At 38.6% G+C, this 24,789-nt stretch carries 22 protein-coding genes and 2 pseudogenes; 16 read left to right on the top strand and 8 right to left on the bottom strand.

Annotated features, from left to right (window positions below):
* The first annotated feature begins 354 nt into the window (after positions 1-354).
* Both P343_RS36280 and P343_RS37720 read left to right on the top strand, forming a co-directional pair.
* Positions 355-612 (top strand): lytic murein transglycosylase, encoded by a 258-nt coding sequence (locus P343_RS36280; protein WP_023508670.1) that lies wholly within the window; start codon positions 355-357, stop codon positions 610-612.
* On the top strand, positions 603-713 hold the full coding sequence (locus tag P343_RS37720; RefSeq protein ID WP_152525242.1) for a lytic murein transglycosylase: 111 nt from the start codon (positions 603-605) through the stop codon (positions 711-713). The genes P343_RS36280 and P343_RS37720 overlap by 10 nt, the downstream gene beginning before the upstream one ends.
* An 89-nt stretch (positions 714-802) precedes the next feature.
* Here the strand turns inward: P343_RS37720 and P343_RS20995 are convergent, their stop codons facing one another.
* Positions 803-1,591, bottom strand: coding sequence for a hypothetical protein (locus tag P343_RS20995; RefSeq protein ID WP_023508669.1), 789 nt, complete (start codon positions 1,589-1,591; stop codon positions 803-805).
* A gap of 499 nt (positions 1,592-2,090) precedes the next feature.
* On the opposite strand from P343_RS20995, the gene P343_RS37395 reads away from it, so the two are divergent.
* From P343_RS37395 to P343_RS20980, 5 genes and pseudogenes are all read left to right on the top strand, one after another.
* The gene (locus P343_RS37395) at positions 2,091-2,381 is read left to right on the top strand and encodes a hypothetical protein (RefSeq protein ID WP_236620306.1); all 291 of its coding nucleotides are present in this window, start codon (positions 2,091-2,093) and stop codon (positions 2,379-2,381) included.
* A 63-nt stretch (positions 2,382-2,444) separates the two neighbouring features.
* Positions 2,445-2,651, top strand: a pseudogene (locus tag P343_RS37390) (recombinase family protein).
* A gap of 53 nt (positions 2,652-2,704) precedes the next feature.
* A complete protein-coding gene (locus P343_RS37385) occupies positions 2,705-3,115 on the top strand; it encodes a hypothetical protein (protein ID WP_023508667.1) in 411 nt (136 codons plus the stop codon).
* 89 nt (positions 3,116-3,204) lie between these two features.
* Positions 3,205-4,353 (top strand): DUF3800 domain-containing protein, encoded by a 1,149-nt coding sequence (locus tag P343_RS20985; RefSeq protein ID WP_023508666.1) that lies wholly within the window; start codon positions 3,205-3,207, stop codon positions 4,351-4,353.
* Positions 4,354-4,496: 143 nt separating this feature from the next.
* Entirely contained in the window at positions 4,497-6,632 is a 2,136-nt protein-coding gene (locus tag P343_RS20980; protein ID WP_023508665.1) for an AAA family ATPase, read from the top strand.
* Between the two features lie 598 nt (positions 6,633-7,230).
* On the opposite strand, the gene P343_RS20975 is transcribed toward P343_RS20980, so the two are convergent.
* Positions 7,231-7,683 carry a MarR family winged helix-turn-helix transcriptional regulator gene (locus P343_RS20975; protein ID WP_023508663.1) on the bottom strand — a complete coding sequence of 151 codons (453 nt, stop codon included), beginning with the start codon at positions 7,681-7,683 and terminating at the stop codon, positions 7,231-7,233.
* Between the two features lie 157 nt (positions 7,684-7,840).
* On the opposite strand from P343_RS20975, the gene P343_RS20970 reads away from it, so the two are divergent.
* The 4 genes from P343_RS20970 to P343_RS20955 all read left to right on the top strand — a co-directional run bounded on the left by P343_RS20970 (position 7,841) and on the right by P343_RS20955 (position 12,707).
* Positions 7,841-8,716 carry an SDR family NAD(P)-dependent oxidoreductase gene (locus tag P343_RS20970; protein WP_023508662.1) on the top strand — a complete coding sequence of 292 codons (876 nt, stop codon included), beginning with the start codon at positions 7,841-7,843 and terminating at the stop codon, positions 8,714-8,716.
* A gap of 30 nt (positions 8,717-8,746) precedes the next feature.
* Complete coding sequence (locus tag P343_RS20965) at positions 8,747-10,201, top strand: DHA2 family efflux MFS transporter permease subunit (protein ID WP_023508661.1); 1,455 nt, start codon at positions 8,747-8,749, stop codon at positions 10,199-10,201.
* Positions 10,202-10,408: 207 nt separating this feature from the next.
* Complete coding sequence (locus P343_RS20960) at positions 10,409-11,536, top strand: methyl-accepting chemotaxis protein (protein WP_023508660.1); 1,128 nt, start codon at positions 10,409-10,411, stop codon at positions 11,534-11,536.
* Position 11,537: 1 nt separating this feature from the next.
* A complete protein-coding gene (locus tag P343_RS20955; protein ID WP_023508659.1) occupies positions 11,538-12,707 on the top strand; it encodes a phenylacetate--CoA ligase family protein in 1,170 nt (389 codons plus the stop codon).
* Between the two features lie 389 nt (positions 12,708-13,096).
* Here P343_RS20955 and P343_RS20950 read toward each other — a convergent pair whose 3' ends face one another.
* Positions 13,097-14,698 (bottom strand): AMP-binding protein, encoded by a 1,602-nt coding sequence (locus P343_RS20950; RefSeq protein ID WP_051384700.1) that lies wholly within the window; start codon positions 14,696-14,698, stop codon positions 13,097-13,099.
* Positions 14,699-15,196: 498 nt separating this feature from the next.
* Here P343_RS20950 and P343_RS36910 point away from each other — a divergent pair.
* Positions 15,197-15,294 (top strand): annotated as a pseudogene (locus tag P343_RS36910) (helix-turn-helix transcriptional regulator); the annotation flags it as partial.
* 164 nt (positions 15,295-15,458) lie between these two features.
* On the opposite strand, the gene P343_RS20945 reads toward P343_RS36910, so the two are convergent.
* The gene (locus P343_RS20945; RefSeq protein WP_023508657.1) at positions 15,459-15,821 is read right to left on the bottom strand and encodes a FlxA-like family protein; all 363 of its coding nucleotides are present in this window, start codon (positions 15,819-15,821) and stop codon (positions 15,459-15,461) included.
* A gap of 250 nt (positions 15,822-16,071) precedes the next feature.
* Here P343_RS20945 and P343_RS20940 point away from each other — a divergent pair, with 250 nt between their 5' ends.
* Entirely contained in the window at positions 16,072-17,718 is a 1,647-nt protein-coding gene (locus P343_RS20940; protein ID WP_023508656.1) for an L-lactate permease, read from the top strand.
* A gap of 122 nt (positions 17,719-17,840) precedes the next feature.
* Here the strand turns inward: P343_RS20940 and P343_RS37030 are convergent, their stop codons facing one another.
* Positions 17,841-18,356 (bottom strand): hypothetical protein, encoded by a 516-nt coding sequence (locus tag P343_RS37030; RefSeq protein WP_023508655.1) that lies wholly within the window; start codon positions 18,354-18,356, stop codon positions 17,841-17,843.
* 456 nt (positions 18,357-18,812) lie between these two features.
* Here P343_RS37030 and P343_RS20930 point away from each other — a divergent pair, with 456 nt between their 5' ends.
* Positions 18,813-19,088 (top strand): response regulator transcription factor, encoded by a 276-nt coding sequence (locus P343_RS20930; protein WP_023508653.1) that lies wholly within the window; start codon positions 18,813-18,815, stop codon positions 19,086-19,088.
* 25 nt (positions 19,089-19,113) lie between these two features.
* On the opposite strand, the gene P343_RS20925 is transcribed toward P343_RS20930, so the two are convergent.
* Positions 19,114-19,665: a GNAT family N-acetyltransferase gene (locus P343_RS20925; protein ID WP_023508652.1), complete on the bottom strand. Its 552-nt coding sequence runs from the start codon at positions 19,663-19,665 to the stop codon at positions 19,114-19,116.
* Positions 19,666-19,888: 223 nt separating this feature from the next.
* Between P343_RS20925 and P343_RS20920 the strand changes: the two genes are divergently transcribed.
* On the top strand, positions 19,889-22,048 hold the full coding sequence (locus P343_RS20920; protein WP_023508651.1) for a glycosyltransferase family 39 protein: 2,160 nt from the start codon (positions 19,889-19,891) through the stop codon (positions 22,046-22,048).
* Between the two features lie 45 nt (positions 22,049-22,093).
* Positions 22,094-23,068 carry a glycosyltransferase family 2 protein gene (locus tag P343_RS20915; protein ID WP_023508650.1) on the top strand — a complete coding sequence of 325 codons (975 nt, stop codon included), beginning with the start codon at positions 22,094-22,096 and terminating at the stop codon, positions 23,066-23,068.
* 61 nt (positions 23,069-23,129) lie between these two features.
* Here P343_RS20915 and P343_RS20910 read toward each other — a convergent pair whose 3' ends face one another.
* Together P343_RS20910 and P343_RS36265 are read right to left on the bottom strand one after the other, a co-directional pair.
* Positions 23,130-24,041, bottom strand: coding sequence for a methyl-accepting chemotaxis protein (locus P343_RS20910; protein ID WP_051384691.1), 912 nt, complete (start codon positions 24,039-24,041; stop codon positions 23,130-23,132).
* Positions 24,038-24,496: a methyl-accepting chemotaxis protein gene (locus P343_RS36265; RefSeq protein ID WP_051384690.1), complete on the bottom strand. Its 459-nt coding sequence runs from the start codon at positions 24,494-24,496 to the stop codon at positions 24,038-24,040. The genes P343_RS20910 and P343_RS36265 overlap by 4 nt, the downstream gene beginning before the upstream one ends.
* Positions 24,497-24,789 lie beyond the last annotated feature (293 nt).

Here is a 24,789-nt window from a genome sequence, read left to right as displayed (position 1 = left end):
AAAGTTATCTTCATCAACAGAATAACTTCTAAGACTAGAATAAATAAGTTTAATGCCTAATTCATAACAAATATGTTCTTCTTTCAGTTCGTGTGGATTATGTATACACATATCTTTTAATAGTTTAAACACACATTGATCCAAAGTCAGAGAGCGATGAATAATAGTTCAAAATAACCGCCTCGGAACTATTAGATAAGCGTACTCTGTATTTTTTAATAAAATAAAGAACATATGTTCTCGATGATTATGTAAGAGCAAATAGAGCGATCGGATCAGAATGAAAAGATCAAGCTGTTCAGGAAAGATACACAACTCTCTAATTATACAGCTGCGTACCAAAAAGCAATTGAATTGATCCAGGAGCCAGAAGTAACAAATAACAGCCAAGCAATACAAAGTTATGCCAGTTTCTCTTTTATTCCTGCTAAGATGCAACCAGGCGAAAATGTCCCGCAAGAATATATTCCAATCTATGAAGCTGCCAGGCAGAGATATGAGGTGAACTGGCAGTTGTTGGCTGCTATCCACTCCATTGAAACGCATTTTTCAAGTATTCGAACCATGGTGTCGCCGATAGGCGCAATTGGGCACATGCAGTTATGCCAGTAACATTCGCAGCTTATGGTGTTGATGGTAACAGAGACGGTCAGACAAGCGTCTGGGACCTCACAGACGCCATCTTTTCTGCTGCACTCTACCTTTCCAGTTAATGGTTATTCAAACGATGCTAGAAAAGCGATCTAGAATTATAATCACGCGGATTGGTATGTGAATGATGTGATAACAAAATCTAATAGTATCAAATCACTTTTGAAATGATTTGATTGATGATCTTTGATTCCACCCTATTCACTTTTTCTTTCTCAATTTTTGCAAGATCTTCATCAATCATTGCCAAATGAATAAATTCAGTTATTAGAATCAGATGTGTTATTCTATCTAGTTTTGTGTTAATTATCATTTTGATGAAGTAACGAATAGTCCAAATAATAATTAATATTAATACTATAAATGATGATATTTGTACTATATAACCGATAGCTTCTTCAACAGAACTATCCCGAGAATTATTAAATATCCAATTATTGAATGAAGACCAAATAGGAATGAAAAGAATTAAGAATGATCCTCCAAAAGAACTTAAGAGTTTTAAAAAATTATTTTTTGAGAGTGTATATTTTTGTACTCGAAGTTTTCGAATTAGATACTTCATAGCATTCTGGTGATAATAATGATTATCAATAATAAATTTTTTAACAGATGCACAAATTAAATCCTCCCACTGCTTATCTTTATATGACATGTTATATAGACTTGTACATCTTGTTTTACTTCGTGGATCTAGGTAGTATTTGAGAATTATTAATAGATTGGTTTCAAAAATAAAGGGTATTATTGTAGAACTAAATAAATTACCGTACTCAGAAAAAAATGGATTATATCTAAAAAAATAATTAATTAAATAATAAATCAAAGGAATTAGTATTAGCACTGCACTGATAATTACTTGCCCAATCATCTCTTTGAGAACTAAATTCCAAATTGATAGTTTTGAGTAAAAAGTAAATAGCCGATTTTCAAAATTCATAAGCTCAACTCCCGTACATATTCATTTTTTTATCGGCTATTTTAAAGAAAAGTTAATAAATTCCTGATTTGCGAATATATGTTCTATTTATGTGCTAATCTTTGTATAATGTATACAGATGTGATGCAGTAATAGACATTTTTAATCGGACTGAATTAAGTAAAGATAAAATCACCCCTTATCATGTGTACCCCTACATTGTTTATGGTCGTACATCCACTGAAAAAGATGAGCAGATCTTGTCCCTAGAAAACCAAATCGACATATGCCATAACTGGCTTGATTAGACTCACTTTGAATGGAATGAAAAGAGCATTCTCCTGGACGATGGCATTTCAGGAACAATAATATTGGCGCGAAAAGCAATGCGTCTTATTCTTGAAAAGCGAAGAAAAGAGAAATTAAAATGGTTCTTTTCAAGTAGATAAGCAGACTTGCAAGGGACTTAAAGGACGCACTTTAAATTAAAGAAGTGCTGATTTCTGCTCGTGTACGAGTCGTGACTATTGAAGAGGAATATCACAGCCTTACAGAAAATAAGAACGATATGAAATTTGAAATGTTTTCGATGTTTGCGGCTCAGTATCAGAAAAGTAACTCAGTTTCAACGAGTGCAGCATTTGCTGCCAAAGTTAGAAGAGGTGAATACAGAGGTGGAAAAACCGCGATCGGTTATCGTATAGAAAATAAAAGACTGGCTATAAACGAAGAGGAAGCCAAGGTAGTTCGACTTATTTATGAGCTCTATAATCACCATGGTTTTGGACAGAAAAACAATGTATCGTCTTAACAAAGAATTAGCAAAGAGGATATTGTTGGCCCTCGTTTAAAAGACAAGTGGCAGCTAACCAGCGTGCAAACCATATTGAAGAACCCGATTTATTGTGGTGTGGTGATCACGAATCGGTATGAGAAGGTAAAAATATCTGGTCGTAAAAAGTAGATCCAAAATCTTCCGGAAAAGTGGAATATATACTATGATCAACATCCGAAAATCATAACAAGAGAAGAATGGCAGAAAGCAAATAGTAAAGTATATAAGCACTCAAAAAAAGAATAACTACATGGAATGAACTTCGTGGTTTCGCAGTTTGCAGCGAGTGCGGTGCAAATATGGTTGTCGATGCTACGTATTACGAAAAGAAGAACGGAGGCAGGACAAATTGGCAGTATTTAAAATGCAGTACGTACAGTCATTTAGGTAGCTACGGCTGCGTGAAACATGCGCCGATTATTTATCAGGATTTTAGAAATCTCATTATTGAAAATCTGAAAGAAAAGGGCAAGAAGACAATGTTTGATCTGAAAACCAATTTAAATCAAAAGCGCAGACAAAAAATTGAGCTATTGAAAAGTCAAATTGAAAAGTCTAAATTAAAGAAAAGAAAACTAATTGAGCTCTTTCTGGAAGATGAATTATTCCTGCTTAAACAAATGAATCGATATATATCAACGACATCAAAAAAGCCTTTAATATGTTTGATAGGACAGAGGGGAACTTATATACAGTATTTCAGGCGTTGATCGAGAAAAATTATCGTACAATCAGACGGACATATTGTTATCAAGTATAAATTTTCAAATGCATAAATTTTTCGCAGGAGGTGGATAGGTTGGATATTTATTTTGATGAATCAGGTAACACGGGTTCAGTAAAGGTAAAAAATAATAAACTTAATTATGATAATCAAAGACATTTTGCCTTATGTGGAGTTATTTGTAAAAGTGATGATGAAAAGAATAAAATTCAGAAAAAATATTGTGAATTCAAAAAAAAATATAATATTCAAGGAGAATTAAAAGGAAATTCTCTAATGACTAAAAAGAATAATAAATTGCTACACTATTTTATAGAAGAAATTTTAGATGCATCACACTTTCAAATAAATATTTATGACAAAAAATTTTACTTAATTACTAAAATGCTTCAAATTTTTTTAGGCTACGAGTTTAAAAGGGAATTTCCTGTAGAATCATATAAGTTAGCAAGTAGCCTTATTAATGAAAATGAAGATATTTTAATAAAGTATTTGCAGCTCGAAGAGAATATAACTTTAGAAAATGTCGAATTATTCACGAAATATCTAATGGATTTTCCTTACAATTTTGAATCCAATTTCTTATTATCCACAATCGCTCAAAAAATTATAGAAAATACCTTTGAAGATCAAATATTAAACGATCTGATTGAAGAGAGCAAATATGATGGAACCATATCCACAAATATTGTGAATTTGAATGCCCTTTCCGAGTTTATATTAATGTTCAAAAAAGAATCTGGAATCAGTATATCAAATAAATCTATAAATATTTATCATGATAAAATTGATGGTTTCTTTAAGGTCTTTCAGAATGAATTAGATCCGTATGGAATTTTAGTTCATTTTACAGATAGTGCTGATAACATATTCATTCAAGTGGCAGATAATGTAGCAAGCATTTTCTGTAAGGTTTTCAATCAGATGATAAACATTTTTGAAAACAAAAAAGAATGGTGTAAAGAAAGTGAGTGGACTCTAGATATCGCATCTAAACTTATTAATCAAATTCATGTAGACAATATAAAATTTACATTGCCTATTCAGGACTGGGACGTTGCTTTATGCGTTAGTGAGATGTTCAAATCAAGCTATAGAAGAGAAAATAGAAACAATATACATTTTAATCCAATTTATATATCAAATATGGATAAAATATATGAATCAATAGACTCTAATATGCGTGAGGATCTTGATAGTCTAAATTTTATCTTAAAGAGATAATAATTTTGTAAATTAGCCTTTTCGACAACTGTCTATCCTCATGTGTATAAATTACTTTTGTTTCTTCTTGTCGCCTAAAACTAGAAAAATAAAATATGTATGTTTAAAAGTGTTCTTATGCAAATTTATTGGAGGGGTTCATTATGATTTCTCAAATAAAAAATTTAACATATAAGTCGTTCTTAGATTATACTGGTCCAGCAGAAAATTTTAAAAGTAAGAATATAATATATGGTGACAATGGAAACGGTAAATCTTCTTTGGCAATAGGGCTTTATAATTCATTTATTCAAAGTGATCACGAGAGACTTACATATCTTTTTAATAAATATTACATTGCACAAAATATGTTATTAACCGAAGAATCAAATGATAACATAAAAGCAGTTAAAATAACTTATGGAGATAAGAATGTTTCTAATGAGAAAGAAATAAAAGAATTAAAAGATAAATTAGATATATTAAAGAGCAATGAGAGTGGGTTGAAGAAAAAAATAGATGGACATTCAAAAAAGGTCCTGAGTGAGATCGAAAAAATTTTTCAAGATAATAAAAAAGACAACAAATCAATTAAAAGAAAACCAGGTAAGGATGTCGATAGAAAATTTAATGCATGGTGTGGAGAATATACTGAAGCTATTAAGCAACATCCTGATTACGATTATAGTAATAGCCCTACTTCTAAAAAAATAGAGGAAGAAATAAATGACATTGAAAAAGCAAAGATAAATGAGTTGAATTGTTCAGAAATAGATCAATTATTAAGAGTTATAGAGAGCTTGATGATGACAGGATATCCTGAATTAGGAATTAGCAATGAAGTTTTAAATTGGATTAATGAAGGTCTACATATACATAATGATAAAAAGAAAGATGTTTGCGAATTTTGTCATAATAAGTTTGATAGAAATCAACTGTTGGGGGAAATCAATGACAAATTAAAAAATGAAACGGCAAAGAAACAAAAATACTTAGAAACTGCTACAGATAAATTAATTCTCTTTAAAGATCAGTTAGGTACATTAAATGTTAATAGTAAAGTACTTTTAGAAAATGGCGATTTTAATGATACTTATTTTACATTAGTGTCATTAATCAATATTGCAAGGGAGGAACTGGAGAGCAATATATTGACTATGCAAGCAAAAATAAAAAAAATGGCCACACCACTTAACAAGAAACTATTGAGTCAAGTAAAAATAAATGATATTGAGCAACTAATAAATGATTTAATTAAAAAAAAGAGAAAAATAAGTAGAGAAAAAAGCAGAGAACTTGAAGAAATTAATACCTTAATAAAAGGTGTTATTGGATTTAAAATTAAAAATAGCACTTTGATTTCGAGTGAGATGGCTCTTCTAAAACAAGACAATAAAAATCTTAGTGAAATGAGTGAAAATGCTAATGATATAGAACAACAAATAGAGTCACTGGAAGCTGAAGGATCAGATATTTCGGATTTCGCTCAAGAAATTAATGAGATATTAACTGACTATGAAGTCGGATTGAAACTAGTGCCTAAAAATGACACATATTTCTTATGCCACAAATTTAATCCAGAAAGAGAGATTACGTTAGATGTTATTAGTGAAGGAGAAAGAAATGTTTTAGCATTTTGTTATTTTTACTGTTCCCTATTAGGAACTGAAAAAGAAATCAAAAATGATATTGCTGGAATTATTATAGATGATCCAATTTCAAGTCTTGATAATAAAAATTCAACCCTAATAACTGCTATGCTTGAGCACATTTTAAAAAGCAACGCTCAAGTTTTTATTCTTACACATTCATGGAAGGATTATTTAAATATTATCTATTCAAAACAAGAGGAAGAATATGGATTTTATGAGTGCTTTAAGGAAAACTATAGGAGTTCAATTAGGCGCATTAAAAAAAGTGTATCTGTTTATAAAAAGTTATATCAAGAAATTTACCAGATACAAAAGAAAAATTTTGATGATATTAAACCAGAGGAGTTTTTGCATTTACCAAATACAATGAGAAGAGTGTTTGAATCTTACTTGAGGTTTAACTTTAATATTTCAATGGCTACTGCAAACAGTATCGATAAAATAAAGACTGTTTTTGAATTTTCTAATAGAGATATTGATAATGGTAAACTTCAAGGTTTTTTAAATGTTATAAATGTGTTTTCTCATGGATCGATATTTGAATACAATCCAAAGCAAAGAGAAATTTATGACAGCGCGAAATTTTTAATTAAGACGTTGAAGTGCAATAATAAAGGGCACCATCAAAAAATGATTGAAGATATATAAGCTCAGATAAACTTAATGGGGTTAGTTTTCCTTGTTCTAATAACGAAGAGCACACCAGATATAATGGTGTGGTGAAACTAACTTGTTTCTGAGGACAGCTTACTCAAATTCATGTAAATAATATTTATATAATAGGTAATTCATTGCTGCTATTTTCGATTATTAGACAATTAGTTACAGAGTTAATTAGGTGGTCATTGATTATTAGGCGATTGCAAAAAGATATGATTGAAGAATAAATTTGTTTTGGTTTATTCTATTGTGTAACAACACACTTTAATCCGCAATGGGTAAGTATTACGAACACCATACAGAAATTAGGTGTGAAAGAACGCCCCGGCGGTTGCCGAACTTCTAAGGCTCGGAGAACTAAAATTATAGCACCAGCTGGTTCCTGATGAAGGGCCGGCTGGTGTTTATTAATAAGTTCGATTATGGCCCCTTGTCTTATTGAGGGGCGGGCTTGTCTCCTGAACGGCGAACTTGTCCTGTTCAAGCTAAAATCTGAAAAAAAAATCCTAAATCAAAAAAGCCAAGACAAAAAATTGTGCCTATTGAAAAAGCCAACTAGGAAAGCTAAATTAAGTTTTCAATTTCGTTAAAGTCCATTAAAAGACCTGAGCATATTAATAAACTCTTGAAGATCGTCGTTATTCCAATTTGAAATGCGTTCATAAAAAACCGATTCTTTTTCCTTAAGAGCACTAATTGTCTTTTGTTTTCCAACCTCAGTAAGAGAGAGAAGAATTCTCCGACCATCATCAGGCGATGCGTCTTTTTTCACATACCCTAAAGATTCCAACTGTTTGACAAGACGGCTTACCGAACTGCGATCCATAGCGGTTGATTCCGCTAAGACAGCAGCACTCGTCGGTCCATAGGAATAGAGCCAACGAATAATATGGAACGCAGCAGGCTGTAAGGAAGAATCGAATCGCGCTGCGGCTTTGACATTTAGTGCATGTGAAGCGCTGATGAGTGCATTGAGCTGCTCACCCAACGCTATCTCCAATTGCTCTCTTGGACTTTTTTTGTAATGATTATCCTCCATGACTATTCACCTATCCTTTAGTCTCCAAAATAACCTTCTGTATTTTGATTGACATATATCCACCAAATCTATATAGTGGACATATGTCAATTATATTAATTGCTACACTGGCTTTCTCAGCTCTCAAAAATATTGTAGCACACAAAGGAGAATGATCATGGCTAAAAATCCAATCGTTGTCATAACAGGAGCAACAAGCGGTCTGGGGCAGATTGTTGCAATTGAATTAGCAAAGCGTGGGTTTGACCTTGTTCTGACAGCAAGAAGCAAAGAACGTGCTGATGCAACGAAAAAAATCATTGAAGACACCAATCCTTCAGTGAATGTCGCCTTTTTCTTCGGAGACCTATCGTTAATGAAGGATGCTAAACGAGTTGGCCAAGAAATAGCTGCTGCTTACCCTAAAATCGACGTACTTTTGAACAATGCGGGAATTCATGCATTCGAGCAACGCATTACTTCCGAGGGATTTCCAGAAATGATTGCTGTAAACTATTTAGCACCATGGCTATTGACACATGAGTTGAAACCATCCTTACAGAACGCAGGTAAGGCTAGAGTTGTCAATGTTGCCTCCGAAGCTTCACGCAATCATGGAGTATTGAAGCTTCCCGAAGATTTAACTGATACCACTCCTTTTACTGCCCGCGGCTCATCTGCTATCTATGGAAAAACAAAATTGTTAGATATCATGTTCACTGCTGAACTGGCTCGACAATGGGCAGGCACCGGAATCAGTGTGAATGCGCTAAATCCTGGATTTAATGTTACCGGACTTGGACGTGAACTCAGGTTTGCAAACGTTATTGAACGTCTTTTAAAAATCTTCCATATCGGAGATCCGAGAAGAGGGGCTGATATTATTACCCGATTAATCGTGGAACCCAAATATCAAGAGGTGACAGGAGGGTATTTTAATGTTGGAACCGGGAATGCAATTGAACCGAAATCACCTGGCGGAGATGTTGCGATGCAGAGTAAGTTGTGGAAGGAGACACAAGACTTACTTGAGCAACGAGGCTACCTTGGTTAAATCAAATACATGGAAAGGAGTGAACAATTGATGAGTCAAGATTTAGATAGAAACACCATCAAAAAAGGTCCCCTTCTCTTTATTATGATCTTAGGTGCATTTATTGCGATTCTAAATCAAACGATTATGAGTGTGGCGATACCCGAACTGATTACAGAGTTGAACATTGCAGCGACAACAGCTCAGTGGCTGACAACAGGGTACATGCTGGTCAATGGAGTATTTATACCTGTGACAGCGTATCTCATGCAACGTTTCACAACTCGCGAGCTATTTCTTTCAGCGATGATCGCATTTCTTTCCGGAACGATCGTATCAGGTGTCGCTCCGGGCTTTGAGATGCTGTTAATCGGACGGCTTATCCAGGCTGCAGGAGCAGGTATTATTATGCCACTGTTGATGAATGTTGTACTTGCCATTTTTCCGGTGCAGAAGCGTGGGGGAGCCATGGGTTTAATCGGAGTAGCCATCATTTTCGCACCAGCCATTGGCCCAACATATGCCGGCTATATGCTGGATCATTTTGTATGGCGCTCACTGTTTTACATTATTATTCCGTTTGCCGCACTGGTTATTATTTTGGCCTTCTTTTACCTGAAAAATGTAACGGAGCGCACCTACCCTAAGTTGGATGTTATAGGTATGATTTTATCGACCGTTGGATTCGGCACTTTATTGTATGGATTCAGCAGAGCAGGCGCAATTGGCTGGTCAAGCGCCGAGGTGGTTTTAACCTTAATTATCGGCGTGATTGCACTAGTAGTGTTTTCCATAAGCCAATTAAGGAGCAGTAGCCCTTTGCTGGATTTAAAGGCTTTTAAATACAATATGTTCACGTTGACTACAGTCATTAATGTTGTGGTGACCGTTGTCATGTATGCGGATATGATGCTGCTGCCTATCTATTTGCAGAACATGCGGCATTATTCTGCATTTGATGCCGGTATCTTAATGTTGCCAGGCGCTTTACTTATGGGGCTTATGATGCCCGTTGCCGGTAGATTGTTCGACCGATTTGGGGCAAAATGGCTGTCTATCATCGGTATTGCTATCACGGTTGTGACAACAATCAGTTTTACTTCCTTAACGGATTCGACAAGTTATACGTTTCTCTTGCTCATGTCGACTGTCAGAAGGTTTGGAATGGCGCTGTTTTTGATGCCTATTACAACCGCAGGACTTAACCAGTTACCAACGGCATTGCACGCTCACGGAAACGCAATCTCTAATACGGTAAAGCAGGTGTCAGGGGCCATCGGTACGGCGCTGTTGGTTACAATCCTTACCAACCGAGCGCATGCTCACGCCGTTAAACTAGCAGCAGAAGGAACAATAAGCAATCCAACCAAATTACTTTTGAAAGCTTCCATTGCTGGAATGAATGACGCATATTTGGCTGTCATCATTTTTGGATTAATAGGGTTGGCAATGTCCTTTTTTATAAAAAAGACCAAACAAGCCGATCTCATGCAGCAGGGCAACTAACATTTAAAATGAAAATTCTATGAATAATCACACTGAATGCCGAAAATAAAGTCTGTAATCTTTTTAGAAGAACAGGTACATCTCCCTGTTCTTCTATTCTTTATGTACATCTATCGACTCATTTCACGCACTAAATCTAAATGATTATTTTTTATCGCCGATATTAAAAACGAAATAAATTAATGATTTATGGAAAGGACTTGGAGCATGAACATCAGATTAAAGCTGTACATAGTCATATCTGCTAGTTTCATTTTCCCGTTATTTATGTTTTTTGGGGTTGGCCGTAGTTTTAATGCATGGGAAGGAGTTTTACTTTTCATTTTCATGTGCATTACGATTATTGGACTTATCATCGTTCATCGGGGGGTGCCGCTTCGGTCACCAGATGAGTTGTCAGATGCGGTAACAGAGAATCATACATTAACTCACCAGGAAAGTAATGCTGCACAGGATACGAAACATGCAGTCTCTGAATTGTCTCACCAAACGGTTGCATTAACTGAGCAGGTAGAGGCACTCGTTAATATTGCTGGTGACATATCACATGGTGCATCGATTCAAACGAATAATGTGGTGAAAAGCACAGATACCATGACAGAAATTACGAGTGGTATTCAACAAATTGCTTCCAGTTCGGAAAAGGTTTCGGACACATCAAAAAAAGCGTCAGTTGCTGCGGATGAAGGCTATAAACTAATCGGTAATTTGCTCACACAAATGCAGTCTATCTACCAGACAACAGATAAGTTGTCAAAATTCATTGCTAATCTTGCTAATAACTCAGGTCAGGTTGATCAGATTGTCCATACAATAACAGACATAGCAGAGCAAACAAGGTTATTGTCTTTTAATGCGACTATTGAAGCAGCTAGAGCTGGTGAATTTGGAAAAAGCTTTGCGGTTGTGGCGAATGAAGTCGGAAAGTTATCGGATAAGTCAAAAGAAGAGGCAGATCACATTTCCAATATTTTATCTTCAATTCAGTCAGATGTGCATACAGCGGTCGAAATAACGTCAAACAGTATGGAAAAAGTCTCAGACGGCATGACAACAATGAATACAACGAAAAATTATTTTAAGACAATTATTCAGGAAGTCAGCGGTACATCTGATCAAATCATGGAAATGTCTGCTGCTGTTCAGCAGTTGGCAGCGGGAACTGAAGAGGTTAAAAAAATTACTGAGTTCACGATGAAAGTGCAACAAGGTGGGACAGATAAGATTAATCAACTTGATAAGCTTCTGAAAGAATTCCGTTCTTCTTATGAAATGATAATAAAGAATACTAGTAACTTAGAATCACATGTCGGACAAGAAATTACAGTGGGTTAAGATGATGAATGATGATTTTGTTACTTCAGCATTAAGGTCTACTTTTTACCGAAAGAAGTTAGCAGGGTTAACAATTAATAGATGGGAGGATATTCCCTTTACGACAAAGGATGAACTCCGGAATACTTCGGCATATGACGTGTTAGGTGCATCTATTGAAGACATTGCTACATACCATGAAACAAGTGGTACCACAGGCACACCTACTCCAAGTTGGTACAGTCATTCCGACGTAATTAAGGAATATCAAGTGATTCTTCAATCAAAACTTAATTTGAATAAAAATGATATATTGCTTAACCGGTTTCCTTTTGCCCTAGCCATCCCTTCATTTATTTTATATTGGGCATGCCAAAAGGTAGGAGCTACACATATTGGTGTAGATAAAGCAAGTATGATCACACCGGACCGAAGAGTTGTAGAAATTATGCAAAGAGCAAAACCTAGTATCTTAGCCCTGTTACCATCAGAAGCGGAAAAAATATTTGAAGTTGCAAAACAACTTCACATTCCGTTCCCAACAGATGGGTTAAGAGCGCTACTCCTTGCCGGAGAGTTAGTTTCGCCTAAACGAAAGGAATATTTTGAAAAACTATGGGGTGTACCCGTATTTACTTTCTTTGGAAGCACAGAAACAGGAGGTTTGTTTGTAAGCGATCAGGATGGTTATTATCGATTGAATAATCCGCATGTAAAGATTGAAGTAGTTGATGATGATGGTCATCCGGTACCTCATGGCGTCCGCGGCTATGGTGTTCTGTCAACCACTCGGGAGGGAATGCCCCTATTACGTTATTATAATCATGACCTGCTAGAAATTAGGGACGCAGATCCGACAAATAAAGATCAAACCCCTGCTTTGATCCACTACGGCAGAGATGAAAACACAATTATTTGGCATGGAAAAGAATGGACCTTTTATGATTTACAAGAATTGATCTATTCTTTGGATCGTGTACCGCTATTATGGAAAGTAAAACAAAATGGAGAAGCCGTTACGTTTATACTTCAATATACACCGGATCAGAATATATCAAGTGATTTGATCAAAAATGAAATTTTTAGACGATCTGATCTCGAGGCTGAAGTTCGGATAGAGGATATTATTCCAATCGAGAAGCTTATAGGGAAACCAGCTTACAGTAAATATGTTCATATTGAGAAAGTATAAACAAGCTTAATTTGATCAAAACATGTTTAAATAACTTAGATTTTATAATAAAAAACAAGACGTTATTCTTAAAAAATGTCCTCATCATTTCGATGAGAACATTTTTTATGGTTCAATAAGTTTATTTTGATGAAAATGAGTTTGCGAAGAGTATATATCACAAACACCATGCAGTAGCTTGGTGTTTAATTCTACGTAGAAAGCCGAAAAGAAAATAGAGAATTTTTCACGCGCATTATACTGGAACAGCGCTTGAAAATCCTCTAAAGAGAAAAAGATGGGAAGACTAGACTTTACCTATTGAATGCGGGCATCGGGCTGTCAGACTGTTCTGTAAGCACCGTGCTGTTCTTTCGGCAAATGGAATTCTTTTCGGTTGCCTGATGTAATCAGGCAAGATTCATACCGCATCGTCTAATTTTCCTTGTCGTTGTTTTTTCAAATTCTTTTTCCAGAATTTCAAACACACGGATGTGTTTATAATCCGGCATTTTGTTGTTTACTTCATCGATGATCGATTTTACCATGGCTTGTATTTCTTCTTTTGCAGGCAGATGACCGATTATTTCGGTCACGCAATCTAAATCTGGAAATATTTTGGCCTTCACACAGGCGCCTCCATTGCGATCATTTCCAGTAAGAATAAGGGCTTCACTAATCGTATCCTTTTCCAATAGTCGCGCTTCTAATTCCTCCGGATAAATGTTTTTGCCGTTAGCCGTTACAATCACATTCTTCATGCGCCCTTTGATATACAAAGCCCCGTCTCTATCGATGAATCCCAGATCACCTGTCCGAAAATAGCCGTTGCGGAAAGTGTTGGCCGTGGCCACCGGATCGTTATAGTAACCAAGCATGATATTATCGCCTTTGGCAAGAATTTCGCCTACACCAGCTTCATTGGGGCTGTCTATCATCAATTCGACGCCGGGAATAGCAACACCGGTTGATTTGGCGTTGAAATAAAAATCGTTGTTTCCCGCCAGAAGAGGAGCAGATTCAGTGAGTCCATAGCCTTGCAAAGCCCGAATGCCAAGCGCCAGAAAATCCTCTACCACAGCAGAGGAGAGATCGGCCCCGCCGACAATGCACGTATGAATTTTGCCTCCAAGCGATTTCTTCACTTTTCGGCGGATGACCATCCTTACAAGCGCAGGCAAATCTCGAAGCGCCATTGAGATTGAAGATGTTTTGAATTTTGATTGATACTTTGCCGGACCATTCTTTGAAATAGCCGCTTGAATCCGCTTGTCTAAAAGCTGAAGCAGCGCGGGAACTACGACGAGAATGGTTGGCCTGTATTCAAGGATGTTGCGGCGTATGGCATTCAGGCTGTCTGCGTAAGCAATGCAGGCCCCGCGCGACAGAATAAGTAAGCAATCCAATGTGCATTCGTACGTATGACAAAGGGGCAGGATTGAAAGGGTTTTGTCGCGTGACGTGATCTTTACGATTTGTGAGGTCGAAAAAATATTCGCGCAAATATTCTTTTGAGAAAGGCACACACCTTTTGGCTTTCCGGCAGTGCCTGAAGTGAAAATCAGCACACTCATTTCATCTTCAGCAATCGAAACGGTGTCAATTCGCGTATCGTCCGCAGGCATGGGTGGCAAGGTGTCCTGCAAAGACAAAAGCAATAGTTCACTGCTGATCATCGGTCTTAATTGTTCGAGTATCTCTCTGTCCGCGCACACCGCGGCACAGTCGGCACTGACAATGAACTGATACATATCTTCCGGCGACAGTTCGCGATCGATTGGAACAGCCACACCAACTGTAGCGGCGCACGCATAGTGCAGCACCCATGCATAGCTGTTTTTTCCAACGACTGCAATTCGCTTACCAAGTAAGCTAAGATCGAGAAAATGCGTGCCTAGCGTTCTGTACTCCTCTTTAAATTGAGAATAAGTCACATACCGGTAGCTCCCGCTCCCAATCTTTATCTGAAAGGCAGGCTTTTTCCTGAACTTCTTTGCACTAGTGTAAATCATTTCCCGAAAATCAGTATACCGTGTGGCCTTGTTCAACTGTTTTATTCTCACATTCTTGCTCCTTCACCTGTTGGTCATTTATGGTTATTCAGAATTTTGCCTGAGACAATTGTTCAGCCAGTTACAGCAGCTGTCTAAGAGACCTGCGCCTGATTAAGAACTGACACAGGCGTTGATGGATCAATCGCACAGTCTGGTTACTTTTGAGCACAGTGAAAATGTTGGATTTTGAAAAAAACACGAATACGCTCATTGTGATTCGTGCGGAATCCCAGTTACCAAAAGGTGAGAAATTGATAACATAATTTTTTCGCTTTTAGTGTCTCTTCTAAGTACGTTGTTTTTCGCGGATAGTTTCAATTAATTATAAATAGAAGTTACAATGATTATCGCGCGTGCTATCCGTCATTAATTGATTTAGAGATTGAGTAAAGTTTTTTAAAAAATAAGTGATGAAGGATAACCTGGACAATGGGACACAAAACTACACTTAATTGCATTCGTAACCATATCTCAAACACTTTGCAAAATCTTGGTGTGAAAGGACGCTCCCAGACGGTTGTGAATTGCTAAGGCTCGGAGAATTAAAACTATAGCACCGGCCCGTTCCTGATGAAGGGCCGGCTGTTGTTTTTTTGTAAAATGAAGAATGTCTGCTTGGTTTTTCTTAAAGGATCAACTATTTTAGCTGAAGTAATCAGTCATAGTAAAAAGGCACCCTCAATGGATGCCTCGATCTTTCCCTTTTAACTTAAAACAGTTATTCATTTTCTTTGATACTTTGTTGGCTAATGGTCAGCAGATCGCCATCAGTAGATTGTGCCGACACTGCGGTGTTTGCATCGTTCTGATTTCCTGTATTGGCGCTCCCATTGTTACTCTTGTTTTTCGATCGGGATTGCAGTTGCTGGATCTGCACTTCAATTTGTTCAATCTCGTTTTGAATGATTTCGATCTGTTTTTGTGGATTGGCTTGATTGGATTGGCTGGATTCCAATTGCCGCTTTTGGTTTTCCAGTGTCTCTTTCTGTTTCTCTAGAGTTTCAATTTTCTGAGTTGAATCTGCAAGGTCTGTTGATTGATACGTGCTGCTTGCGGATGTGGTAACGGATTGTATCTGCATAACGAATCTCTTCCTTCTTGATCTAAACTTACGTGCTTCAATTAATCCTTCAAAAACATAGTCCTCAATTCTTAAAATATCCTTAAGGTTTTTTTAAACAAATTCGATCAACGATTTGTTCACAATAAGTTCAAAAAATGTTCACCAAAATTGCAAATTTAAGGAGTTGCATGTAAAATTTAAAAATGTAAGCGCTTTAATTATTTCTGGCTTTATTCACCTTATATTGATGTTGGGAAGGGGAATGATTATGCAATGGGCCCAGAATTATAATCCAATGGGGAATATGTTTCTCTCGTTTGTCGTTGCCTGTATACCGCTTGTCGTCTTTTTTTGGTGCTTGGCCATTAAGAAAATGAAAGGGTATAAAGCCGGACTTTTAACCGTTGCCGTCGCTGTTCTGGAGGCGGTCTTCATCTACAAAATGCCATTTCATTTAGCTTTGGAAGCAACAGCTCTTGGCGGACTTCAAGGACTTTGGCCGATTGGCTGGATCATTATCACGGCAGTATTTCTGTATGAGCTGACTGTCGCATCAGGCAAGTTTCAGATTATCAGTGATTCCATCGCCTCAATTACCAAAGACAGAAGATTGCAGGCGCTCTTAATCGCATTCTCATTCGGCGCATTTCTCGAAGGGACGGCGGGATATGGAACTCCTGTGGCAATCGCAGGCGGGCTGCTCGCCGGTTTAGGCTTTAATCCTTTTTACGCGGCCGGTCTTTGTCTGATTGCAAATACAGCTCCGGTTGCGTTTGGCGGTGTAGGTATTCCAATATTAACCTCAGGTCAGGTTGCGGGCATTGATGTACACCTGCTCAGCCAGATGGTCGGCCGCCAGGTTCCTTTTCTTTCACTGTTTGTTCCGTTTTGGCTTGTCTTCATTATGGCAGGCTGGAAGCGAACGTTAGAAGTGCTCCCGGCTATTCTTGTATGCGGTGTTTCTTTTGCTATTACGCAGTTTTTGACCTCGAATTTTTTAGGACCGGAATTGCCGGATGTTATGTCGGCAATTGTGAGCATGGCTTGTCTTGTTCTTTTGTTAAAATTCTGGCAGCCGAAAACAATTTTCCGTTTTAAAGATGAAAAAGAAGAGCCGGCACAACCAGAGGGGTTGCCAACTTCGAAGACCAATTACTCCCTACCTCAGATTATGCGTGCATGGTCGCCGTTTGCTTTACTCGTGGTCGTGATTTGTTTATGGGGCGGTTCAGCAAGTTTCAAAGCGTTCCTAAGCCAAGTAACACTAATGATACCGATTCCTGGATTGAATCAAATGATTGAACAAGTACGGCCGATTGTGACCCAGGCGACGCCGTATGCAGCGGTGTATAAATTTGATGTGCTGGCGGCGACCGGAACCGCTATTCTTGTGACGTGTATTCTGAGCAAATTTTTGGTGGGCATCAGCTGGAAAACGTGGGCGCAAACATTTGGTGTCACGCTTAAAAAGCTTACTTTTCCATTAATCATGATTGTTTCCGTACTTGGGTTTGCTTATATTGAAAACTATTCGGGCATGAGTGCAACATTAGGGCTTGGTCTTGCATCAACAGGTACGATCTTTCCGCTATTCTCACCGGTCATCGGTTGGCTTGGGGTATTTCTCACAGGTTCGGATACGTCATCAAACGCACTGTTCTCAAATCTGCAGAAAGTCTCCGCCCATCAGATTGGTGTCGATCCGACGCTGCTTGTCGCGGCAAATTCAACCGGCGGTGTCGCAGCTAAGATGATTTCGCCTCAATCCATTGCCGTAGCGACAGCAGCAACCGGGCAAGTTGGTAAAGAAGGTAATTTATTCAGATTCACCATCAAACACAGCTTGTTTCTTGTCGCAATCACCGGTGTGATTACCATTCTTCAAGCGTATATCTTTCAATGGATGATTCCATAATGTGTTTACCCTAACTGGATCGTATATTTCACTATAAAAGTGCTGGAGAGATAACCTTTTTCTCTTCAGCACTTTTTCACACAACAAAAATGTACGAGCAGAGGATGAATGCCCCATATGTTTTACACTTCTACAGAATTCTCAGCGATGATTTTTTGGACAGGATCCGGATGGACTTGATCAATAAATTGATCGATAAATTTTGAAAAATCCTTGTTATTCCGTGCGAGCTCAATATTCTCTAAAATTTGTATGAGTTCTGTTAATTGAGCTGTTTTACTAATTAAGCTCTTGAAATAAAAACGAATAAGCCAGCTGATCATAATGACGAACAACAGATTGATACACGATATTGATAAATAAATGAATGCATAACCGGCATTATCATCAACAATCTGATACAAATACCAGTTGTTGAATGTTAACCAGATTGGGAAAAAAACAAGCAAAGATCCTAAAATTAAATAAGTTATAATCGAAAAGCGAATGAATTTAGTTCTTACCTTTCTCTGTTTCCTAAATTCTTGTATTAGGAAGAATATCCCTTGATCAAGCAGTTTGTTCGTTTTTATAAATTCGGAGATAACAGAGAAAATTAAATAGCGCCATCCGGAATACTGAAAGGAGGTTTGATACAACTCTATACTCTTTTTGATGGCTCGGGGAAATAGATAATACCTAAGAAATAAGAAAGAGGAGATTTCAAGAAAGCAAAAATAGAACATTAAGGATATGAGCCAATGAATATCAGATAAGTAAGTAACAAGACGACAGATCTCGAGATAGACACCAAATAAAATAATCGATAAAAAGAAGGAGAGATTTAAGAAGATAATTAATTGAGATTTCATATGGCGGAGTACGAGATTCCACACGGAGAGTTTCTGATAAAAGAGTATCAAATGATCTTCAATATTCACAAGAGTCATTCCTTTTTTTATAAGTTATTTATTTTATTATCGTTAATTAATGAAAAAACTGAAATGTGACTCTAGTCTCATATTGTAGAAAGACAAACGATAAAAGGCAAGAGAAACGAACATTCAGGATCAGAAGAGATTGTCGGCGCAATTAAGGCGGCGAACACCAACAGCATGCTGCTTAATGAAAAGATTGCCTTAAAAGTTGTGTCCGCACTGCACAAAAAACCGGCAAAGGATCAGAGAGATACAGAAAAACTGTCTCTTCTGACACAGCGGGAAATTGATGTGGCAAATGAAGTGAAGCTGGGAAAAAGTAATAAAGCAATTGGGAAGGCCTTATTTATTACAGAGGGGACGGTCAAAAACTATGTCTCTAGAATTCTAGATAAACTTGAACTGACTAACCGTACTGAACTGGTCATCTATATGCAGCAGCATGACAAGTAAACAAAATTAGTTTTTCAATGCTAGGTTATTTTATAAAATAATGCGCAAAAGGGATGGTACACATTGGCGCCGCATCTATGAATGAATGTTTGTTCAATACGGTTAAACGGACTGCTGCCTGCGGAACCGCTTTGGTCAGCAAAAAGTCCAGCTGAAAATCGCGATAAAAATGGTTAATGAAGATTGCGAATAATTCCTCCATAGCGTCTGTTGTCTCGAGCGATGACAGCACATCGATTCTCAAAATGCCTATCGTTTCCTGAGCCTTCGAATATTTATGTGAAGGACACAATTCTACTGTTCCAACGCATTTATTCGTTTGCTTATGCACGATGCTCCAGCGAACAAAATCGTGAATGGTATAGGAGTGAATCCAATAATTTATGCATTTCTTGAATTTTTCAAAATCCGTATAGTAAAAATCGTCACCGCAGTTATCCCCGTTAAAAAACTGAGCTGCAACAGGATCTGAATAACACTCAAAAAGCTCTTCACTGTCCTCAATCATTAATTTTCTAAGCGTAAAACTTTCGGTTTCATAAACCGGACAGTTTACAAAAGGATCTAAATGCCACATAAGTTTCCTCCATCATCAAATAATAAATTCTAGCTGTATCAATTATAGAACATATGTTCTTATTTGTCGATGCATTTTTTAATTTTTTCCCCCAGCATCAGAACATAACGGAAGTTAAGCCTTTCTTAAGAATGAATGTTCATAATGACGTTAAACAAAAGCCCAGGCTGACGAGCCGTGGTGTTGGCGAAGATGTTTTTGACCGATGAGGAGGAAATGTAAGATGAACTTTTTAAAAAAGAAATCTATTGATTTTTATCTGGTTGGTGTCATTATTTTTTCGGCGTTTATGAACTTCTTTCTGCTCAATCAAGCGAGCACGAATGAGTATTATACAGTGGCGGTAAAAAGTATGATGAAGAATTTCCACAATTTCTTCTATGCGTCCTTTGATCCGGCGGGTTTTATTACCGTCGATAAACCGCCGGTTGCACTCTGGTTTCAGGTTTTGAGCGCCAAAATCTTTGGCTTTAGCAACTTTAGTGTTCTGCTGCCGGAGGCGTTGGCCGCAGTCATCGCCACAATTATTGTTTACCAAATGGTAAAACATAGGGCTGGAAAATTGGCAGCCTTTATTTCTGGCTTGACCATGTCCGTTACACCGATTTTTATCGCTATCTCACGGACCAATAACATGGACAGTATCTTAATCCTTACATTAGTTATTGCAGCATGGGCCGTTTTCAAAGCGGTGGAAGTCAAAAAGATGCGTTGGCTGATCCTGAGTACCGTCATGGTCGGGATCGGTTTCAATGAAAAAATGTTTGAAGCGTTTATGATTTTGCCGGCTGTCTACCTTTTTTACTGGCTGGCCATGAAGGTCAACTGGAAGAAGAAAATTCTGCATTTGGCAGCAGCAACGGTTGTGCTGGCGGGGATCTCTCTATCATGGGCGATTGTTGTTGACTCTGTTCCGGCAAGTAAACGTCCTTATATCGGCAGCAGCCAAACGAATTCCGTTCTGGAACTTGCCTTTGGCTATAACGGCGTCTCTCGTTTGACTGGGCAGCAGAATAGTGGCGGCGGACAAAAGGCGCCCTCTTCGATAGAAAAGCAGTCCGTTAGCCAAACGAAGGCAACGACTCAGAACAGCATCACCTCCAAAACTAAGTCATCTGGGGAACTGTCTTCTGAAACCCAGATTGGCGGAGCACGGCCAAGCGGCAGACTGGGCGGCGGACAGCAGGGCGGCATGTTTGGAACAGGAAGTGCCGGACCACTTCGTTTGTTCTCCAAGTCCTTATCTGGACAAGCAAGCTGGCTTCTGCCTTTTGTGCTTTTCGGAGTAATCGGTATTGTAGCGGACTGGTTCCGCCGTAGAAAAATCGACCAAAAGCACACATTCGCTATTTTCTGGCTGGCTTGGCTTGCTCCGGCAATGGTATTCTTCAGTATCGCTGGATTTTTTCACCAATATTACCTGAGCATCATGGCTCCACCAATTGCAGCACTGGTTGGCCTTGGATTTTCCTATCTGTGGCGCGATTACAGTGATAAACAGAATTCTTGGCGCAGTTATCTGTTACCGATTGCTTTCGGTGTCACGCTCGTGTTCGAAGCCTTGATCTTTTACCAAAACAGCATCGGTACACTTTGGATTATTCTGCTGATCGTTGCTGCAATCCTCTGTGCAGGTTTCGGATTGATTTGGCGATCGGCTGAGCACAAGGCAAAAGGTACGATCGCGGGAGCCGGTATTTTTTTAATACTGCTGCCTCCTCTGTATTGGGCATTACCATCGACATTCAATCAAACAAACAGCTCAATTCCTGTTGCAGGTCCTAGTTCGACACTTTCCGGTATGGGCGGTATGGGTAGAGGCGGCGCTAAAATGAGCGGTTGGCGACAGTCTTATGAAGGAAAGAGCGGATTCCCAGGGAACAATGCCGGAGGCGCTCCTGGTCAAGTGCCAACAAAAAATAGTTCGACAAACGATGTATCAAACCAACTGCCAAATGGGTCGATGAGTCATAAGATGAGTGGCATGCGTCGTGGTGGCGGCATGGGTGAACAGGTGAATACGAAACTTCTGAATTATTTAAGAAAGCATTATAACGGGGAAAAATTTATTTTGGCTGTTGAGCGCGCGCAATCGGCATACTCGATCATGATGAAAACCAACTACGCGGTCATGGCGATGGGCGGTTTTGGTGGTAATGATCCTGCATTAACCGTTAGCAAATTGGAAAAGATGGTGAAGGACGGAGAAATTAACTATTTCCTTTTATCAAGCAGTTGGGGTAGAAACCAGGATTCCAGCGTAACAGACTGGATTAAGAAACATTGCACAAAGGTGCAGGCAAGTGAATGGTCAAACCAGAGTTCAAGCTTCAGCCAGAGCGGCCCTGATGGGCAGTCAACACTTTATGTTTACAAAAAATGATGATGAATAATCAGCGGGCATGGATCAGTTAAAGGAGGCAAAGCCATGACAGCCAAATATTCTGTAGTTGTTCCTGTGTACAATGAAGAAAAAGTGATTTATGAATCCTATAAACGGTTGAAAACGGTCATGGATCGGACCTATGAGCGCTATGAACTGCTCTTTGTTAATGATGGCAGTAGGGACCGAACCTCAGAAATGCTGAATTATATTTCCAAAGGTGACACCAATGTCAAAGTGATTGAGTTCTCAAGAAATTTTGGACATCAAATTGCGATTACCGCAGGGATGGATTATGCCTCGGGTCAGGCTGTCGTTGTTATCGACGCAGATCTTCAGGATCCGCCGGAATTGATCCTGAAGATGATTGAGAAGTGGCAGGAAGGCTATGATGTCGTTTACGGCAAACGTGTCGAGCGAAAAGGCGAGACATTCTTCAAGAAAATGACAGCATCGCTTTTTTACCGGACTTTGCGTATGTCAACAGAAATTGATATCCCTTTGGATACCGGAGATTTTCGATTGATTGATCGACGCGTCTGTGAAGAAATGAAACGGATTCCGGAAAAAAACCGATTCATTCGCGGGCTCGTCAGCTGGGTTGGATTCAAACAGACAGCGATTGAATATATCCGGGACGAACGGTTTGCCGGGGAAACTAAGTACCCGCTGAAAAAAATGCTGAAGCTCTCAGTGGATGGATTAACATCATTCTCATACAAGCCATTAAAGCTCGCAACGTATGGCGGGGCATTACTCTCAATTGCTGGTTTCGCTTATATGATTATTGCCCTAGCCCTTAAATTGTTTACCTCCAGCACTGTACCAGGGTGGACATCACTGATTGTTATTCAGTTGCTGTTCAGTGGTTTCACGCTGTTCATTCTTGGGGTTATAGGCGAGTACATCGGAAGAATCTATGACGAGACGAAAGATCGTCCACTTTATATCGTAAAAGAAGCGAAAGGGTTCAGCACAGCTAATCGGGTACGCTCCATTTCAAGCGTCAAACATGGCTGATCAGTAAAGAACAGAGCCGAATGGATCATGTATGATCTGTTCGGCTCTGTTTTTTGCTGGTTTACTGAATGGTCAGGTCCACACCGAATACGCCAATGACCTCGTTTTCATCAATAATGGGAAAGGACAAGGTGACACATGGGCGCTTAGTGATTGCGGAATAATAAGGGTCCGACACATAAGGAACTCCTTTCATGGCTTCAAGGAACCACTTGCGAGCACCGGCGTTCGCGAGCGCTGCTTCCGGATCGGAAAAAATGAAAGAGCCGTCTGAAAGATTTAATACTGCCTCAAGTTCCGGATGTTCATCGCGAAGAATGCTTAATATCCCCTTATGGCGGGTCACTTCTAAAGGAATAAGCGGATGATCATCAGCAAACTGCAGAATATTGCGTTTTACACGCTCAACAACTTCCGGATCGATCCGGATCGTCGCGCGCTTGTCCTGCTTGATTGAGTCTTGAAGCTCGTTCGAAGTGTCAATCAATCGTTTATTTAATGAAAGCATCTGATCGATGTTTTCGAATTGGTTGGCGACATCTTGGTCAACGGTTTCGGCAAGTGCCTGATTTGTCTGAGTCATGGCTGAGATTTGGTTGATCAGTTCCGATATGGCAGATATACTTGTTGTTTGTTCATTGACGGCAGCTGCTGATTCCTTGCTTCCGAGCATGATCGTTTCCAGCTTAGCCCGAAAAGTGTCAAGATGAGCAAGAATGTTCTTGAGGTTCTGAGAGCCATTATCTATTTCAATAGTTTCCTTGTTCACCCGTTCTGTCGATTTCTTGATTTCTTTTTGGATGAGTTGAGTTGTTTCTTTCGTGTCTTGCACTGCTTTCTGCGTTTCGCCGGACAGCTTGCGTATTTCAGTAGCAACAACGGAAAAACCTTTACCCGCTTCACCGGCTCTTGCGGCTTCGATCGCGGCATTAAGCGAAAGTATATTTGTCTCCTCCGAAATCGATCCAATCAATTTAAAGACTTGATCGATTTTTTTGAATGCTCGACAAGCTCATTCATTTGGCTGATTAATTCGCGGTGACCATTCAGAATTGCATTCATTGTTTTTTCCAATGTATCAACAGCCTTTAAGGATAGGATAAGATCTTGATAGGTCTGTTCGCTATCCTTTTGAACACCAGTGACAATGGATAGAATTTTTTGTGCGGAGTTCTGGATCCGCTGCATTTGTTCATTTACTTGCGATGTATCGTCAGCCGTACGGCCTGTATGCACTTTAAATTCCGAGACACTAGACTGGCTTGAACTGGATGTCACACTCAAGGCATCGGCAGCATGCTTCAGCTGTTCTACAATGCCTTTTAATTGATCGGCGGCGACCTGAATTCTGCCGATGGATTCTCCTTTTTCAGTAGATTGTTCGGATGTATCAATTGTGTTTTGCGTATTTTTTTTAAACCGTAACATTTACGTTCCTCCCGTATGAATAAGCGGTGATGTTATGCGAAAAACAGGACTTTATACTCATTAAATTGAGTATACCATGATGTGACAAAATTTTCTTACTGTTTATAAAAAGTCAAAAAACATGGGTCCATCATACGCTAATAAAATAGAATTCCTGAAGTGTCGCTTATCTGCCATTGCGAAGATCATGTCTGCTTTTCCATTGTTCTCACTCAGAATCAATGATTGTGATAAGATGGTAAAGGCATTTTGAAGACTTTCATAATTAGACAGAGAAATGACTTGTGGTTTCA

Source organism: Sporolactobacillus laevolacticus DSM 442 (genome assembly GCF_000497245.1).
Classification (GTDB): Bacteria; Bacillota; Bacilli; order Bacillales; family Sporolactobacillaceae; genus Sporolactobacillus; species Sporolactobacillus laevolacticus.
Note: the sequence above shows the minus strand (reverse complement) of the source record. Positions and strands in the feature narration are given on the sequence as shown.

What these genes read in the sequence shown, in the direction of transcription:
- P343_RS37720 (WP_152525242.1), top strand. Translation starts at nt 603, where the DNA reads ATGCCAGTAACATTCGCAGCTTATGGTGTTGATGGTAACAGAGACGGT.
- P343_RS20995 (WP_023508669.1), bottom strand. Translation starts at nt 1,591, where the DNA reads ATGAATTTTGAAAATCGGCTATTTACTTTTTACTCAAAACTATCAATT.
- P343_RS37385 (WP_023508667.1), top strand. Translation starts at nt 2,705, where the DNA reads ATGGTTGTCGATGCTACGTATTACGAAAAGAAGAACGGAGGCAGGACA.
- P343_RS20980 (WP_023508665.1), top strand. Translation starts at nt 4,497, where the DNA reads ATGATTTCTCAAATAAAAAATTTAACATATAAGTCGTTCTTAGATTAT.
- P343_RS20975 (WP_023508663.1), bottom strand. Translation starts at nt 7,683, where the DNA reads ATGGAGGATAATCATTACAAAAAAAGTCCAAGAGAGCAATTGGAGATA.
- P343_RS20970 (WP_023508662.1), top strand. Translation starts at nt 7,841, where the DNA reads ATGGCTAAAAATCCAATCGTTGTCATAACAGGAGCAACAAGCGGTCTG.
- P343_RS20965 (WP_023508661.1), top strand. Translation starts at nt 8,747, where the DNA reads ATGAGTCAAGATTTAGATAGAAACACCATCAAAAAAGGTCCCCTTCTC.
- P343_RS20960 (WP_023508660.1), top strand. Translation starts at nt 10,409, where the DNA reads ATGAACATCAGATTAAAGCTGTACATAGTCATATCTGCTAGTTTCATT.
- P343_RS20955 (WP_023508659.1), top strand. Translation starts at nt 11,538, where the DNA reads ATGATGAATGATGATTTTGTTACTTCAGCATTAAGGTCTACTTTTTAC.
- P343_RS20950 (WP_051384700.1), bottom strand. Translation starts at nt 14,698, where the DNA reads ATGATTTACACTAGTGCAAAGAAGTTCAGGAAAAAGCCTGCCTTTCAG.
- P343_RS20945 (WP_023508657.1), bottom strand. Translation starts at nt 15,821, where the DNA reads ATGCAGATACAATCCGTTACCACATCCGCAAGCAGCACGTATCAATCA.
- P343_RS20940 (WP_023508656.1), top strand. Translation starts at nt 16,072, where the DNA reads ATGCAATGGGCCCAGAATTATAATCCAATGGGGAATATGTTTCTCTCG.
- P343_RS20930 (WP_023508653.1), top strand. Translation starts at nt 18,813, where the DNA reads ATGCTGCTTAATGAAAAGATTGCCTTAAAAGTTGTGTCCGCACTGCAC.
- P343_RS20925 (WP_023508652.1), bottom strand. Translation starts at nt 19,665, where the DNA reads ATGTGGCATTTAGATCCTTTTGTAAACTGTCCGGTTTATGAAACCGAA.
- P343_RS20920 (WP_023508651.1), top strand. Translation starts at nt 19,889, where the DNA reads ATGAACTTTTTAAAAAAGAAATCTATTGATTTTTATCTGGTTGGTGTC.
- P343_RS20915 (WP_023508650.1), top strand. Translation starts at nt 22,094, where the DNA reads ATGACAGCCAAATATTCTGTAGTTGTTCCTGTGTACAATGAAGAAAAA.
- P343_RS36265 (WP_051384690.1), bottom strand. Translation starts at nt 24,496, where the DNA reads ATGTTACGGTTTAAAAAAAATACGCAAAACACAATTGATACATCCGAA.